The sequence below is a fragment of the Prosthecobacter gellanilyticus genome (genome assembly GCF_007992435.1).
Lineage (GTDB): Bacteria > Verrucomicrobiota > Verrucomicrobiia > Verrucomicrobiales > Verrucomicrobiaceae > Prosthecobacter > Prosthecobacter gellanilyticus.
The window spans coordinates 167,950-182,994 of record NZ_BKAG01000001.1 but is presented as its reverse complement, the minus strand read 5'-3'; the positions used below and the strand labels follow the sequence as shown (position 1 = coordinate 182,994).

The 15,045-nt window shown below is 58.6% G+C and carries 13 protein-coding genes; 7 read left to right on the top strand and 6 right to left on the bottom strand.

All coding sequences use genetic code 11. The features are described from left to right. Window positions 1–21 precede the first annotated feature (21 nt). Entirely contained in the window at window positions 22–1,140 is a 1,119-nt protein-coding gene (locus BGE01nite_RS00695; RefSeq protein ID WP_146848332.1) for a hypothetical protein, read from the top strand. 183 nt (window positions 1,141–1,323) lie between these two features. Here BGE01nite_RS00695 and BGE01nite_RS00690 read toward each other — a convergent pair whose 3' ends face one another. After that, a complete protein-coding gene (locus BGE01nite_RS00690) occupies window positions 1,324–2,196 on the bottom strand; it encodes a DUF3108 domain-containing protein (RefSeq protein ID WP_146848331.1) in 873 nt (290 codons plus the stop codon). 110 nt (window positions 2,197–2,306) lie between these two features. Here BGE01nite_RS00690 and BGE01nite_RS00685 point away from each other — a divergent pair, with 110 nt between their 5' ends. Next, on the top strand, window positions 2,307–4,472 hold the full coding sequence (locus tag BGE01nite_RS00685) for a RecQ family ATP-dependent DNA helicase (protein WP_246145628.1): 2,166 nt from the start codon (window positions 2,307–2,309) through the stop codon (window positions 4,470–4,472). A 165-nt stretch (window positions 4,473–4,637) separates the two neighbouring features. Here BGE01nite_RS00685 and BGE01nite_RS00680 read toward each other — a convergent pair whose 3' ends face one another. Further along, window positions 4,638–5,387, bottom strand: coding sequence for a phosphodiester glycosidase family protein (locus BGE01nite_RS00680; RefSeq protein WP_146848330.1), 750 nt, complete (start codon window positions 5,385–5,387; stop codon window positions 4,638–4,640). Between BGE01nite_RS00680 and BGE01nite_RS00675 the strand changes: the two genes are divergently transcribed. Next, the gene (locus tag BGE01nite_RS00675; RefSeq protein ID WP_146848329.1) at window positions 5,386–6,471 is read left to right on the top strand and encodes a tetratricopeptide repeat protein; all 1,086 of its coding nucleotides are present in this window, start codon (window positions 5,386–5,388) and stop codon (window positions 6,469–6,471) included. The genes BGE01nite_RS00680 and BGE01nite_RS00675 overlap by 2 nt on opposite strands. Before the next feature lie 4 nt (window positions 6,472–6,475). Here the strand turns inward: BGE01nite_RS00675 and BGE01nite_RS00670 are convergent, their stop codons facing one another. The 3 genes from BGE01nite_RS00670 to BGE01nite_RS00660 form a co-directional block, all read right to left on the bottom strand. After that, window positions 6,476–8,395, bottom strand: a complete 1,920-nt coding sequence (locus BGE01nite_RS00670) for a tRNA uridine-5-carboxymethylaminomethyl modification enzyme MnmG/GidA (protein ID WP_146848328.1) — start codon at window positions 8,393–8,395, stop codon at window positions 6,476–6,478. Window positions 8,396–9,038: 643 nt separating this feature from the next. After that, window positions 9,039–9,956 (bottom strand): hypothetical protein, encoded by a 918-nt coding sequence (locus BGE01nite_RS00665; RefSeq protein ID WP_146848327.1) that lies wholly within the window; start codon window positions 9,954–9,956, stop codon window positions 9,039–9,041. Window positions 9,957–10,089: 133 nt separating this feature from the next. After that, window positions 10,090–11,247, bottom strand: a complete 1,158-nt coding sequence (locus tag BGE01nite_RS00660) for a Gfo/Idh/MocA family protein (RefSeq protein WP_146848326.1) — start codon at window positions 11,245–11,247, stop codon at window positions 10,090–10,092. A 258-nt stretch (window positions 11,248–11,505) separates the two neighbouring features. Here BGE01nite_RS00660 and cdaA point away from each other — a divergent pair, with 258 nt between their 5' ends. Together cdaA and BGE01nite_RS28840 are read left to right on the top strand one after the other, a co-directional pair. Beyond that, window positions 11,506–12,297 (top strand): diadenylate cyclase CdaA, encoded by a 792-nt coding sequence (gene cdaA / locus BGE01nite_RS00655; protein WP_170266501.1) that lies wholly within the window; start codon window positions 11,506–11,508, stop codon window positions 12,295–12,297. Beyond that, window positions 12,278–12,448, top strand: a complete 171-nt coding sequence (locus BGE01nite_RS28840; protein WP_170266500.1) for a hypothetical protein — start codon at window positions 12,278–12,280, stop codon at window positions 12,446–12,448. The genes cdaA and BGE01nite_RS28840 overlap by 20 nt, the downstream gene beginning before the upstream one ends. 83 nt (window positions 12,449–12,531) lie before the next feature. Here BGE01nite_RS28840 and BGE01nite_RS00650 read toward each other — a convergent pair whose 3' ends face one another. Next, window positions 12,532–13,509: a CPBP family intramembrane glutamic endopeptidase gene (locus tag BGE01nite_RS00650; RefSeq protein WP_146848324.1), complete on the bottom strand. Its 978-nt coding sequence runs from the start codon at window positions 13,507–13,509 to the stop codon at window positions 12,532–12,534. A 33-nt stretch (window positions 13,510–13,542) separates the two neighbouring features. Between BGE01nite_RS00650 and BGE01nite_RS00645 the strand changes: the two genes are divergently transcribed. Together BGE01nite_RS00645 and BGE01nite_RS00640 are read left to right on the top strand one after the other, a co-directional pair. Further along, window positions 13,543–13,824 (top strand): hypothetical protein, encoded by a 282-nt coding sequence (locus tag BGE01nite_RS00645; RefSeq protein ID WP_146848323.1) that lies wholly within the window; start codon window positions 13,543–13,545, stop codon window positions 13,822–13,824. A 74-nt stretch (window positions 13,825–13,898) separates the two neighbouring features. Continuing rightward, entirely contained in the window at window positions 13,899–14,936 is a 1,038-nt protein-coding gene (locus BGE01nite_RS00640) for a Gfo/Idh/MocA family protein (protein WP_146848322.1), read from the top strand. The last annotated feature ends 109 nt before the right edge of the window (window positions 14,937–15,045 follow it).

Sequence of the window (15,045 nt, the reverse complement as noted above, 5' to 3'; positions counted from 1 at the left end):
CAGGCATCGTTAGGCTAGTCCATGAAACTAGCCGCCATCGCTCTCTTCTTTCTCTCACTCCTTCAGGCCTCCCAGGCTCAGGTGAAGGTGGAGTCCGTGCCTGAGGGAGGCATTCAACCGCAGGTGCTTGTGGATGCGAAGGGCACTGTGCATCTCGTCTATCTCAAAGGCGATCCCAAGGCCTGTGACATCCGCTACACCCACCGCGCGGTCACGGACACGACCTGGGCGAATCCGATCACGGTGAACAGCATTCCTGGTTCAGCCGTGGCCATCGGCACGATCCGTGGCGCGCAACTCGCTCTCGGACGTGGCAACAGCGTGCAGGTCGTGTGGAACGGCGTGCCAACGAAGTTGAGCGAGAAGCAGCAGCGCTCGCCGCTGTACCATGCGCGCAAGCTGGCTGATGCCACCACCTTTGAAAAACAGCGCGACTGGCTGGGTGATACCGTGGCTCTCGATGGCGGAGCTTCCGTCGCAGCCAATGCCGAAGGCCGTGTCTGCCTCGTCTGGCATGCGGCCAAGGAATTTGGTCTCAGGGAGGGGGCTCGCTATGTCTTCGTGCGTGATTCCTCCGATGATGGAGCGACCTTCTCCGAGCCCCGCGAACTGAATTCGGCCCAACCAGGAGTGTGTCCATGCTGCTCTCTCAAAGCCCACCTCGACGCACAGGGCGCGCTGAATGTGATCTACCGCGCCGCGATGAAGCCCGATGAACGTGGCATGGCATTGATCCGCGAAGCAAAGGGCGGCAAGGCCAGCATCACCGCCTTGGACGACTGGCATATCGCCATGTGCCCGATGAGCAGCATCAGCGTCCAGGAGATCACAGGCCATGTGCAGGCCGCTTGGGAGAACAACGGACGTCTCGTCACCTCCATGCTTGATGCCCCGCCTAACAGCGGGCAGACGCTGGGCCCGCCAAGCGCCAAGCATCCCTCCGTGATCACAAACAAAGATGGCAGCACCCTGCTCACCTGCATCACCGGCTCAGGCTGGATGAAGCCCGGCCGCCTCCACTGGGAACTGCGCGATACCTCTGGCAAAGTCATCGACAGCCAGGACGGCGACAAACTCCCCGTCTGGAGCTTTGCCACCTCCTACGCTCTTCCCGATGGTTCATTCATCATCCTTCGTTAGGCCACGACGAGATGTACGTGTTCACGCTTCAGTGGCACGCTCATTCCCTCTCCATGATACGCAAACCCAACCCCATTGGAATGGGGTTGTACATCCGGCCCCGTCGTACCACCCCCATTCCAATGGGGTGGATCGGAGGAGTCCAAGAAATCTGGAAACGATTCACGACCCCAGTCTCCTGTTTCACGGCTTCCCAAACCCCGTCGGCAGCGCCCCCTGAGCCTGCCGCCCCTTTAGCTCCTCGCGCTTCGTCATCGTCGCCGAGATAAAGCCCACAAAAATCTCCGCGTGCGCCTCCACCGGCAAGCGCCAGGCATCATCACTCACCCAGATAGTCGCGGTCTTCACTTTCTTGAAGCTGCCAGGCACCAAAGTCTTGCGGTCCAGCTTGCGGATTTTGATGTCCAGTTTGATCGTTGGATAGGCCACGCCCTCCACTTTTTTCTGCTCGCGCCCTACCACCGTGAAGGTGGTGAGATAAGGCCGGTCAAAAGGCTGCACCACACGCGTGATCGAGTCTCCCTGCTTCAGCGGCTGGCTGCGCACATACAGGATGGCGGACTGCAGATCATCCGCAGGTCCATAGGGGCAGATGTTCGTGCTCGTCGTCACCGCTCCTTTCTTGGGCGAGAGCTTCGTCAGCGTGCTGATCTGCGAAGCTCCAAAGTTCACCCAGTACGCCACCGTCTCACGCGAATCCGTTTCTGAATGTTCCATGTGGAGTGACCTCAATGAGCTACGCTCCATGACCGAGGTCATCACGCAATCATAGCTCCACAGCGCCCGTGCCAGCGCTGAGGTCCCCGCCTCGGCCTTCGCCACCTGATACGGTCCCGACTCCTGCATCGTCACCTTCGCCGAACCCGCGGACATCAGGTTGTTCCAGCTCAGATCATAAGTCACCCGGCAAGGTGCGAGCAGTGGGAAAGAACCGACCGGAGTCTTGGTCAGAGTGCTGGCCCAGGTAGGCTTGACCACGCTGGCAGGCGTCGGTGCCTTGGCCTGGCCCCAGAGCAGGGCAGGGCAGAGAGCAAGCATGAACAAGGCGGCTTTCATGGGAGGGAGGGTAGCATAGACATTAACGCTTGGCAGCCGCTCAACGATCCCATCATGACTTGGAAGCCTGCTTGCACACCACCGCCTTTCTCCCCATGAAGTAGGTGCCCTTGGACAACGAAGCCACCATCCCCGACGCCAGCTCAACGCCGATTCACGATGCCCGTGAAGCGCTGCGGAAGTACTTTGGTTTTCGCGAGTTCCTCGATGGCCAAGAGGAGGTGATGGCGCAGATCCTGAGCGGTCGAGACACACTGGTCATCATGCCGACCGGCGGCGGCAAGTCCCTTTGCTACCAGCTTCCGGCCATGGTCATGGAAGGCGTGACCATCGTCGTCAGTCCGCTCATCGCTCTGATGAAGGACCAGGTGGATGCGCTGGAGCGCCGCGGCATTCGCGCCACGCTGATCAACAGCACGCTCACACTCTCCGAACAGCAGCAGCGTGTGGATGCGCTGAGGCGCGGCGAATACAAACTCGTCTATGTGGCACCGGAGCGCTTCCGCAGCCGCATGTTCACGAACACGATGCGACAGGTGGAGATCGCCCTCTTCGCCGTGGACGAGGCACACTGCCTTTCGCAATGGGGACATGACTTCCGCCCGGATTACTTTCGGTTAGGCGAGGCGCTGGAGCAGCTCGGCCGGCCGCAGGTCGTGGCGCTCACGGCCACGGCCACTCCTGAGGTGCGTGCGGACATTTTAAAAGTGCTCACGCTGCGGGATCCCTACACCACGATCCGTGGATTTCAGCGGCCTAACCTCAGTTTGAATGTGCTTCACACGAAGAAGGCGGACGACAAGTATGCGCGGCTGAAACAGATCATCCGCGAGCACAAGAAGGGCATCATCTACTGCGCCACGCGCAAGAAGGTGGATGAAGTGGGTGCTGCGCTGGCCGAGATGAACATCAAAGCGGTGGAGTATCACGGCGGTCTCGATGACAAGGAGCGCGAGTCACGGCAGAACCAGTTCATCAGCCGTGAGCGCGATATCGCCGTGGCGACGAATGCCTTTGGCATGGGCATCGACCGCAGTGATGTGCGCTTCGTCGTTCACTATGATGTGCCTGGAAGTGTGGAGGCTTACTATCAGGAAGCTGGTCGCGCAGGCCGCGATGGCGAGCCTTCCTGGTGCGAGCTGTTCTTCAACTTTGCCGATACCAAGACGCAGGAGTTTTTCCTCGATGGTGCGAACCCAGGCATCGACACCATTCAGAGCATCTACCAAGCACTGCTCAACCACGCCAACGGCCAGCACGAGGTCGAGGCGAGCATCGATGATCTCACGGACTACGCGGGTTTGAAAAACAGCATGGCGGTCAGCTCCTCGCTCGGTCATCTCGGTCGTGCGGGCTACATCGAGAGGTTCGACATCCCCGGGAAGCGCATCCGCGGCACGCGACTCCTGCAGCCCAATGTGCTCACGCGCGATCTGAAGATCGATGCCAATGCACTGCGCGAGAAGGAGAAACGAGATCGCTCCAAGCTGAAGTCGATGATCGATCTCTGCTATGATGAGCAGCGCTGCCGGCAGGAGCAGATCCTCGCTTACTTCGGCGAGGCGGAGAGCCAGCCTTGTGGCACCTGCGATATCTGCCGCCGCAAGGGTGTACAGACCGCCCGCGAAGGCACGGCCGATGAACTGACCATGCTGCGACAGGCGCTCAGCGGCATCGCCCGCATGTCCACGAAGCGCGGCGATGGCACCTGGGAAGGCCGCTACGGCAAGGGGCGCATCATCCAGATGCTCACCGGCAGTAAGTCCAAAGAGATCGTGGATGCCGGTCTGGACCAGCTCACCACTTATGGCCTACTCAAAAGTGTGGGAACGAGTGGCCTCCACCCTCTCTTTATCGAGATGGAAAAGCAGGGTTTGATCGTGACAGGCACCGGCGAGTATCCGCTGGTGTCCCTCACCCCCAAAGGCGCTGAGACCATGCGCAAAGGCAGCAATGTCCGCATGCTCTGGCCGGACACCGCCTCCAAAGCCACCCAGCCGCTCAAGCCCGGAGCCAGACTGCCCATCCCTGAAGTCTCCACCAGCGAGCTCGGTTTTGACGACGTGCTCTTCGAGAAACTCAAGCGCCACCGCAACGCCCTGGCCCAATCTGAAGGCGTGCCCGCTTATGTGATCTTCAGCAATCAGACCCTGGAGTTCCTCACCCGCCTCAAACCCAAGAGTCTCGAAGAAGGCCTCAAGATCCGCGGCGTCGGCGAAAAGAAAGCCCAGACCTACCTGCCCGAGTTCATCCAGGTGATCCGGAAACATGGGTGAGGTCCAAATCGAAGAGACAGGATCATTGTCGATGACCGATCGCTTTTGGGGAACAGATCTTTAACCGCTAATAGGACGCTGATTAGACGCTAATACCAAACCTGCTTTTATATTAGCGTCCTATCAGCGTCTCATTAGCGGTTAAAAATGCTTGGGCTGAGAAGCCTACTTCAGCAGCACAAACATCGCAGCAAAAGTGTTGGGTGAGAATTCGGTGTTCGGGGCAGGGGAGAAGATCATCTCGGAGATGTCACCATCCAGGAACAAAGCGTCCTCGCAACCGAGGTGCCGGAAGAGCTTCACGAGCTGGTAAAAGGTCACACGACCCTTCACCCGATCCTCGCGATCACTCATGACAAAGATGACCTCCTGGGTCGCCTTCACCACGCCGACAGCGCTTCGCTGCTTCTTGTTAGGTGAGTCTTCCCGGAAAGCCGGGTGCGGCACTCCCTTGCGCAGGATCAGCGGACCGGACTGGTTCGCCAGACGTGGGCGAACGGTCAGGCTCTGATACTCTTTCGATTCCACGATGCCAGGCCCGGTGGCGTCATCGAGATAGAACACACCATTTGGCTTCAGGTAAAAGTTCCCATAATCATCCCGGAGGTTCAGTGACACCAGCGTCTTTGCATCACTTATTGTTAGGCCACAGGGCTTGGGACCATGCTCATAGATCCCGGCATTCGTCGCAAAGGCGATCTCCCCGCCTTCGCGGCGGATCTGCTGCTGAAGACCCCCAAAGTTCGAAAGTGGCTTCCCAGCATCATCGAGCCAGCGCAGATGCAGTTTCGACTGCCGAGGCCGGGGAATGCGTTGGAGGTGATAGAGAGCGCCTTCGAACTCCAAAGTCTCGGCACTCACCCGCGATGAAAGCAGAGTCAGGACAAGAAGGAGAAGGGGCGGCAGAACTCGCATGGGCTCGACAAGACACGATCAATCTTCATGTCACACAAGCTGCTCTTTACAGTCAATCACCATCATCAAGAGTGTGAGCATGATGCCCCACCACCTGAGTCTCTGGCTTGCCTTAATCCTTTCGCTCGTGAGCTGCAACGGACGGCAAGACCGTTTGGATGAGGCCGATCGACTGCTGCGCACTGCTAACATGCGGTATAATGCGGGCCGGTATGACGATGCGGTCAGCTATGCACGCAGAGCCTTTGATGAATTCTTTAAACTGCTGGGTTCAGATGCAGGAGAGACCATCGACTGCCGTGGCAGACTCTCGGAGTATCTGCGACTTGCCGGACATCTCAAAGAAGCCACTGAGGTCTCCCGGACTCAGGTCATCATCTGCTTCCGAGCTTATGGTGAACGAAGTCTGTCCCTACAGACAGCTCGTCTCCAACTGGCCGCCTGTCTCCGGGCAGACAAGGCGTATGAGGAAGCGGAGGCACTTTGCCGGAAGGCTTTAAAGGAGTGTGTGGAGGATTTCGGAGCCGATGGACCAGACGCTATGAGTGCCCGCCAGGCACTGACCGTGGTGCTTTCGGAGAGTGGCCGATATAGCGAAGCCATCAAAGAGGGAACCATCCTCCTCGAGCTTCAACGCCAGAGGAATATGGGGGACACCTGGGACAGTGTCCTGGCGACACGAACGAACCTAGCTGCAGACTACGTGAACCAAGGTCTTCTTGAGATAGGTGAAAAGGAGCTTCGTAGTATCCTGGAAGTCCGGATCAAGCGTGACGGACCCGATCACCCCGACACACTGAATGTTGAGTCCTGGCTTGGGAACTGCCTCCGCGACCAGAAACGGCTGGATGACTCCCTGCCCATTCTTCGGAAGGTCTGGGAGAAGTCTGTGCAGGCCCTGGGTCAGAATCATCCGCGCACTCTCAAGTCTTGCTTCGACCTGGCGACCATCGAATTTCTAAATGGCAACAAAGAGGAGGCGATAAAGCTCCTGCGCTCGACTGCCGAACTGTCCAGGATCCATCTCGGCCCACAGCACTCCACCACCATGGCAGTTCAGCAGGCTTTGGAGATGGTGCAATAAAGCGTCACCCCTTCCTCAGCATTACCGCCAGCAGCGCAATATCTGCCGGAGTGACCCCTTGGATGCGGGTGGCCTGACCGAGAGTGGCGGGGCGGATCTGGGAGAGGCGCATGTAGGCCTCTTTTTTCAGGCCATGAATCTTGGTGTAGTCGAAGCTGGCCGGGATCTCCTTTTCCTCCATGCGGGAGGTCTTCTCGATCATGACTTCCTGGCGCTGGACATAACCCTCGTATTTGATGTCGTTCTCGAGGAGTTGCCAGATGCTGTCCGGGAACTTGGCGCGGATGTCCTGGGGCAGGGAAGTGTGATCGTTCTCGGTGCGCTTGATCCAGGCATTCAGTCGCATAGACTCATAGCTGGTGTTCTGAACGAAGGTCATGGCCTCGGCCAGCTGGGCGATTTTCTCCTGGGTGACCTGGGCACGAGTCGGGCAGGTGAGACCAAGCTCAATCGCGCGAGGGGTGAGGCGAAGGTCGCAGTTATCTTGGCGAAGGAGCAGGCGATACTCAGCGCGGGAGGTGAAGAGGCGATAAGGCTCGGTCACGCCCTTGGTCACAAGGTCATCGATCAGCACGCCGAGGTAGGCTTCACTGCGGGGAAGGATAAAGGCAGGACGGCCCTGAACTTTGAGGGCTGCATTGGCCCCGGCAAGCAGACCCTGACCAGCGGCCTCCTCATAGCCAGAGGTGCCATTGATCTGGCCCGCGAAGTAGAGACCTGCAACCAGCTTGGTTTCGAGGGTGGGATAGAGCTGGGTCGGTGGGCAGTAGTCATACTCCACGGCGTAGCCAGGGCGGACAATCTCCGCCTTCTCCAGGCCGGAGATGGAGCGGATGAATTCGAACTGCACCTCGTAGGGAAGGGAGGTGGAGACCCCGTTGATGTAATACTCGTTCGTGTGATGACCTTCGGGTTCCAGGAAAACTTGATGGCGATCCTTCTCGGCAAAGCGCACCACTTTGTCTTCAACGGAAGGGCAATAGCGCGGCCCCACACCCTCGATCCGACCGCAATACATGGGCGACTTATCGAGGTTCGCCCGGATCACATCGTGGGTCTTCGTATTCGTGTAAGTGATCCAGCAGGGGATTTGTTCCACGTGGAACGACTCCTTGTTCCAATTGTTCAGGGTGAAGGGATGGCGAGGAAGGGAAGGGGAGCTAGCCGAAACAGGCGTCCGGGAGGCTCCTTGCCAGGCCAACTCCTCTGTATCGACCACTCCGGAAAGGTAGCTAAAGGCTGGGGCTGGCTCGTCACCGGGCTGGGCCTCGCACTTGGTGAAGTCGATACTGCGACCATTGAGACGGCAGGGGGTGCCGGTCTTGAAGCGCTTCACTTCAAAGCCCAAATGGCGGAGACTGTCAGACAGGGTGGAAATACTGTCCCCCATGCGACCTCCGGCTTGGTTTTGGAGACCCACATGGAGCAGTCCGCGCATGAAAGTGCCGGAGGAAATGACCACAGACTTGGTCCTGTAGACCATTCCGAGGCTGGTTCGGATGCCCACCACGGCATCACCCTCGACCAAAATCTCCGCCGCATTACCCTGGTGGAGGTCCAGATTGGGCTGGTTTTCGATCAGCCATTTCATGCGAAACTGGTAAGCCTTCTTGTCGCACTGCGCGCGAGGGGACTGGACACTGGGGCCTTTCTTGGCATTCAACATCCGGAACTGGACCCCCGTGGCGTCCGTGTTCAGACCCATCACACCGCCCAGGGCATCGATCTCCCGGACCACGTTCCCCTTGGCCAACCCACCAATGGCAGGGTTGCAGGACATTTGGGAAATGGTGTCCAGGTTCTGGGTCAAGATGGCTGTCTGGCACCCCAACCGGGCGGCTGCCATGGCTGCCTCCACCCCGGCATGACCGGCTCCACAGACGATGACATCGTAGTGCTTGGGGTAGGTAAACAGGGAAGACATGAACAGGGAAGAAGGCAATGGGGGACATTCCAGGTGCCCGGAGGGGGCGCTGGCCAAGAGTGTCAATACGGGGCTGGATAGGCAAGATAGCCCCAAAAACCTCTCCGACAACGCCCGAAATGACCCTCCAGAGGGGTGAAAATGTTCCATGTGGAACGTTTTGGAGCGTTACGAAACGGATTCCTCTATAGCCAAGGCCAGGAACATCAGGGACGGCACCCCTCCCACACCCCAGGCCAGAAGGTTAATGGCCAGACCATACCACCGCCATCTTCGGCTCTCCGGTTGGAAGAAGGCCCGGAACGTGAGGAATGAAGCATAGGATAAAGCAGCCAACGAGAACACTGGCAAGCCAGCACCGACACCCAAAACAGAACCCCAAACGCGGCATTCGCCATTGGTCCAGTTGGCAGAGTGGACTCCAATAGGTCGCCGCGTAGCATCACAACTATCCCCGCCACCACTCCGATCTGCCATCCGAATGCCCCACGGGCATGACCAGTTCATGGCTAACCCGGCATGTGCAGCCTCTCCATCACTCGCGTCTGACCCGTTGGAGAAAGGTTGAGGATATTGGGTAAGGGACAAAGGCGATCTCAGCCAATCCAGATCCAACGTCCCGGGGAATGGATTTCAAAAGGGGTCACTCGCTTTTCAGCCGTGCCCTTTCTCCGGGGGAGAGCCCACGCCAAGACCAAGGGGCTGGCTTGGCCGATGGATCGCCGGGATGCGTGAGCTTGAAAAGCCGAAGCATCTGTGACTGCTTCATCACCAATCTGTCCGAGGCATAGGTCGGCACGCGACGTCCGTCCAAGATGAAAGCTAGTGGACCGAAAATATCGACCGGGCCAACCGCATACAATTCACTAGCACTGCTGAACTGGTGGCCCGAGTAAACCAGTCTTGCGATGGCCTGTTGAGAGTGAAGAGTGCATAACAAATTCAGTTCGTGAGGCGAGGGTTCACGACCATTTTCAATCTGATGTATAGTCGAAAGGATCACGCCACGAGTCTGAACAGCCGACATCTCAAGGAATGCCAAGAATAGAGCGCTTCCCAAGAGGCCAGCGCCTGCGCATAAAAGTGACGCATTGACCGGCCTTGAGGGAACATGCTGACGGCAATTCCAAATCCACAGACTCAAGAGCATGAGAGGCGTCAATGCGATCAGACTGTTGGCAGCAAAAGAGCGGAGTAGATCCAATGCCACGTCAAATGACAGGATGACGAAGTGGATCAGGATCAGACCGAGCATCAGAAAGGCCGACACAGCGATGCCGCCGACAGCCACCAAGTGAAGCAGGATCACAGGCAGGATCACACCGTTGAGAAAACTGGAGATCCATTTAAGGGAGCTGGATCGTTGCCCCAGCTGAAGCTCAGCCAAAACAAAGCCAGCGGGGATGCATAGCCACAGCAATGCATGCCATGGTGTGGGCATGATATCATAAAGTCCGCCGCTGAAGCCGTGGGTCAGAAATTCAAACCCAAAAGCGAACAGGGGCAGGGTTGTCCCAAATGCCCATCGAAAGGTTGTCCCGACTTTCCCAGAAAGACTCATCTCGCGACAATGATGATTCCATTGAGCCAGGGAAGGAAAGTCCCAAATGACAAGTTCTGACTCCAGACCACAAAAAACCCCGAAGACCTTTCGGCGCCTCGGGGCAGGGGAGGGAAGCGATCTCGAAACGGGATCAGCGGAAGCTCTTCGCGAAGTCGTCGGAGGTGGCTTTGGCCACGACCTTGGTTTTCTGGAAGGTGCTCTTCTCGCCCTTCTCGATGAGGATGCGCTCGTAGTCGGCACTGCTCATCGGAAGTTCGATGGCCTTGTCCTGCCAAGTGGAGAGGAGGATGGCATTCGCGAGTTCGACACTGCGGGTGCCTTCTTCCGCCGGGGAGAGAAGCTTTTCTCCCTTGAGGATGGCGTTGGTGAAATTCTGCAGGATCTCGATGTGCTGGCCACCGCTCTCGGCGACCGGGATGTCCATGTGCCAAGATTCTGGCATGGCGAAGGCTGCGTCGGCCTCCATGCAGAACTTGCTCATCGGAACGCGGTTGCGCTGGAAGTGGATCGTCGTGCCATTCGTCACGGTCAGGCGACCCTGCTCGCCAGTGATTTCCAGCTTGTTCACGCCGGGGGCTTCACCGGTGCTGGTCACAAAGGTGGCGGTGGTGCCGTTGTCATACTGAAGCACGGCGGTCACATCGTCCTCGACCTCGATCTCATGGAAACGGCCGAACTGGCAGAAACCGCGGACTTTCTGCGGCATGCCGAACATCCACTGGAAGAGGTCCAGGTTGTGCGGGCACTGGTTCATCAGCACGCCGCCGCCCTCACCCTTCCAGGTGCCGCGCCAGCCGCCGGTCGCATAATAGTAGTTCGTGCGGAACCAGTTGGTGACTTCCCAGTGCACGCGGCGGATCGCGCCGAGTTCGCCACTGTCGATGAGATCCTTCACCTTTTTGAAGCAGGCATTCGTGCGCATGTTGAACATGGCCGCGAAAATCTTCGTCTTGTCTGTGTGGGCAGCGATGAGGCGCTCGCAGTCGGCCTTATGAACGGAGATCGGTTTTTCGACCAGCACGTGGAGACCAGCTCCGAGGGCTTCGATGCCAATGGTAGTATGGCTGAAGTGCGGGGTGCAGATCAGGATGGCATCGATGAGTCCGCTGGAGATCATCTTGGAAACATCCGTGAAGGAGGTCTCGCCCTCCTGGAGTGGCGGGATGGTGCCATGGCTCTCACAAAGAGCGGTGACCTTCATTCCGGGCACCTTGCCGGCGCGAATGTTTCCGAGGTGGGCTTTGCCCATGTTGCCGAGTCCAACGATGCCGAGTCTGACGGTGTCCATAGATGAGTTGAGGTGGTGATTGGGGACCGTGAGGTTAGGCTGCGAAAGCAGGCTGGCAAGGCTGGGCTTTGATGCTTTCGGGACGGGCAAAGCCTAACAATAAGTATGTCATGAATCTGTTAGGCAAGCTCTGGCGGAGTTCGGGGCTCTTTAAACGGGATAACCTGAGTACCAATTTCCTTTCGCGGAAGTTGAGGAAACTCTTGCGCCCGCGCCTTCGTTTGGGCATGGAGAAACACAGGCTGTATGTGGGACTTCGTGACAGAGCATTGGCGCGATGGCGTGGAGATCATCATCCTCGCCGCGCTGGCCTATCATGGTTATCTGTTCTTCCGGGCCACTCGTGGTGCGCGCATTCTCACCGGCTTGCTCATCCTGCTGCTGAGTCTGGCGCTGATCTCCCAGCTCCTTGAGCTCGAGGTGATCAACTGGCTGCTCCAGCGCATCTCCGTCTTCCTCGCTATCGCGCTCGTCGTGCTGTTCCAGCCGGAGCTCCGTCGCGTGCTCGCGGAACTCGGCAGCCACCGCATGTTCTCCTTCAACCGTCCTGACCCCGAGTCTCTGGATGTACTGCTCGAGGCCATGCAGAAACTTTCTTCCCGCCGCTGCGGCGCGCTCTTCGCTCTGAAGCGCGGCATCGACCTGAAGCAGTTTGTGGAAACCGGAGTCGAGGTAGATGCCGCCATGAGCGTGGAGCTCATCACCACCATCTTCCACCCGAAGACCGCGCTGCACGATGGCGGCGCCATCATTGACCAGGGCCGCATCCAGGCCGCCGGCTGTGTGTTCCCCGTGAGCCAGAAAGAGGTTCGTGACCGCGCCATCGGCCTGCGTCATCGCGCCGCCATGGGAGTCACTGAGGAGACAGACGCCATCGCCCTTATCGTCAGCGAGGAAAGCGGCGCCCTCTCCCTGGCTTATCGTGGCAAGCTGGAGCATGACCTGGAGCCCGAGGAAGTGCGGGATCGGCTGAACGAGATCCTGACCTTCGGCAGCGTGAAAAATGAACCCCCATCGGAGGATCCGCCACGTGAGCTGGGAACGGTTTAAAAATCTTTTCGCCCGGAACTGGAAGGAAAAGCTGCTCGCCCTGGTGCTGGCCATCCTCTTCTGGTTCATGATCAAAGGCCAGGCAGGCCGCAGCAACATGCCCTACGGCTGGGGCACGGAACGAAGTGTCAGGCCAACGTCGAGGTTTTGATTCAAAACGCACTTTTAGTTAGGTTGTGCGGCAAGCGCTCCGCATGCGGGGCCAGAGCACGGGGGAGCATTGACCTCCCGAGGTCACCTCTTCTTTTCCAATCCTTTCGTCTTCGCAGCCGAAGCGATGCCGTGCAGCAGCCACAACACCAGCGCGCCCGTGATCAGCACCGTCACCAACGGCGCCAGGCCGATCTTCAGATTCGGGCCGATCCATGGCAGCCAGCCTTTTTGATAAGACATTAAGCCCGTGAACCACTTCAGCCCAAAGACCCAGCCTGCATGCAGGCCGATGCCCGCCCACAGCGCGCCTGTCTGCATGCGCGCCAGCGTGAGCACCAGACCCACGGCGAAGAGCGTGGCAAACTCTGCCAGCAGGAAGTTTATGTCACCGAAACCGCGGGCGATCTGACCCAGCACCACAAAACCGCTGTCCCAGGTCACCTGGTCGTCCGGGATCTTCCAGCCCTCCGGGGGCTTTAGGAAGTGCACAATGGCAAAAACGAAGGTTCCCCAGAAGATGGCGGTCTTCGTGGTCATGGTCCGGAGTAGCAGTCCCATGAGCAGCGCGCGGAAGAAAAACTCCTCCACGATGCTTGCGCCGAGGGCGGCGGTGATGGGCTCGCCGAGCTTCCACCAGCCCGGTTCCGTGCGGAACTGGTAAGCCCCCAGACGAAAGAAGATCGAGCCCATGATCAGCAGCAAACCTGCCGCCATACCAAAACCGATCACTGCCTGCCCAAGCCCCGATCCATAAGGCTTCCAGGCTGGCAGCAGGCTGCGGTCTAACTTCATACTCTTCAAAAACGGCCAGATGAAAACCAGCGCGCAGATGAGCACCGCGCGGTTGAAGAAACGGGTGAAATGCGCCCGCTCCACGGTGGTGGTCAGCCACTTCGCGACACCGGTTTCTGCGAAGGACGAACCTTTGATCCACGCCACCCCGTCCCGACCCAGGTCAAAGACCAGCGGGGCCAGCAGTGCTCCACCTACCATAACGACAAGCAGGTACAGCAGCAGCTTGGGCAGGGCGGAGGTAGGTCGGGGCTTGTCGGCTTGCATGCTCGCGATACTAGCGCATCCTGAGCACTCTCAATGACCAAAAACCAAGTCCATGAATGGCACGAGAATCGTGCAGAAGATGGGAAGAAGCGCTACTACCGCGCCCACTGGAACAGCCGTGCCTGGATGTTCCGCAAAGCCGAGCCCGAGGACGAAGCCTGGGTGGACATCACGCCCACCGTGGAGATCTGGGTGGCACTGCGGGATGTCGTCTTCCGCAAGTATCAGCGCCGCCGCGTGCCCTACCGCATGCTGGTGGGTCTGGATGCCACCCTCGAGGAACTCGGCATCAAGGTAGACGCTGCAGAGGAGTGATCCACCACGTCACTCCGGTATGTCTTTACGATATTGAAAAGCATCCTCGCACTCCGTTTCTCTCCTTCCTCACCATGAAAAAATACAACGTCGGCATCATCGGATATGGCTGGGCGGCGACCGCGCACATTGACGCGATCAACGCCTCCAAGCAGGCTCAAGTCACCGCCATCTACTCCTCCCGTCCTCTGGACAGCGCAGAGCTTAGCGCCAAGCACGGCGGCACCATCAAGGCCTACCAGAGCATCGATGCGATGCTGGCCGATCCCGAAATCCATGTGGTGGACATCACCAGTTACCCCAGCCAGCACCGGAATCAGGCCATCGCCGCCGCGAACGCGAAGAAGCACATCATCCTCGAGAAGCCCATGGCCAACTCGCTGCAGGAAGTGCGTGAGATCGTCGCTGCGGCGAAGAGCAATGGCGTGAAGGGTTGCGTGTGTTTTGAGTGCCGCTTCTCCGGCCAGTTCACCGTCACGAAATCAGTGCTCGATCAGGGCCTCCTCGGCGACCTTCACTATGGTGAGGTGGACTACTATCACGGCATCGGCCCCTGGTATGGCCAGTTCCGCTGGAACACTGGTAAGAAAGACGGCGGCAGCGCCCTGCTCACCGCCGGCTGTCATGCGCTAGATGCCCTGCTCATGGTCATGGGCAACGAGGTCGAGAGTGTCACCAGCTTTAGCACCAAGTCGAAGAGTGACATCTTCGCTCCTTATGAATACGACACCACCAGCTGCACCCTGGTGAAGTTCAAGAACGGTGCGGTCGGCAAATGCGCCGCCGTGGTGGACTGCCTGCAGCCCTACTACTTCCACACCCATCTCGTTGGCAGCCAAGGCAGCCTTCTGGATAACAAATTCCACTCCCACAAGCTGCACACAGACAAGAAGAGCTGGAGCAATCTCTCCATGCACATGCTGGACAGCGGTGACGTGGCGGATCATCCCTACACCACCCAGTTCCAGGCCTTCTTCGATGCCTTGGACGAGGGCAAGGACATGCCCCTCACCAGTTTCTCGGAAAGCTTGCGCAGCTTTGAGGTCATCTTCGCGGCCGACCGCAGCGCCGAGCTCGGCGGTGTGCCGGTGAAGATCAGCGATCTGGGCTGATCCCAGGTGTCTGGCTAATATCTGCTGAGGGCGGGCTGTCACACAGCCCGCCCTTCTTTTTTGCCCGTTGGGGGAAGGCCGCGGAAAGTGGCTGCTGCGTTCATGTTTT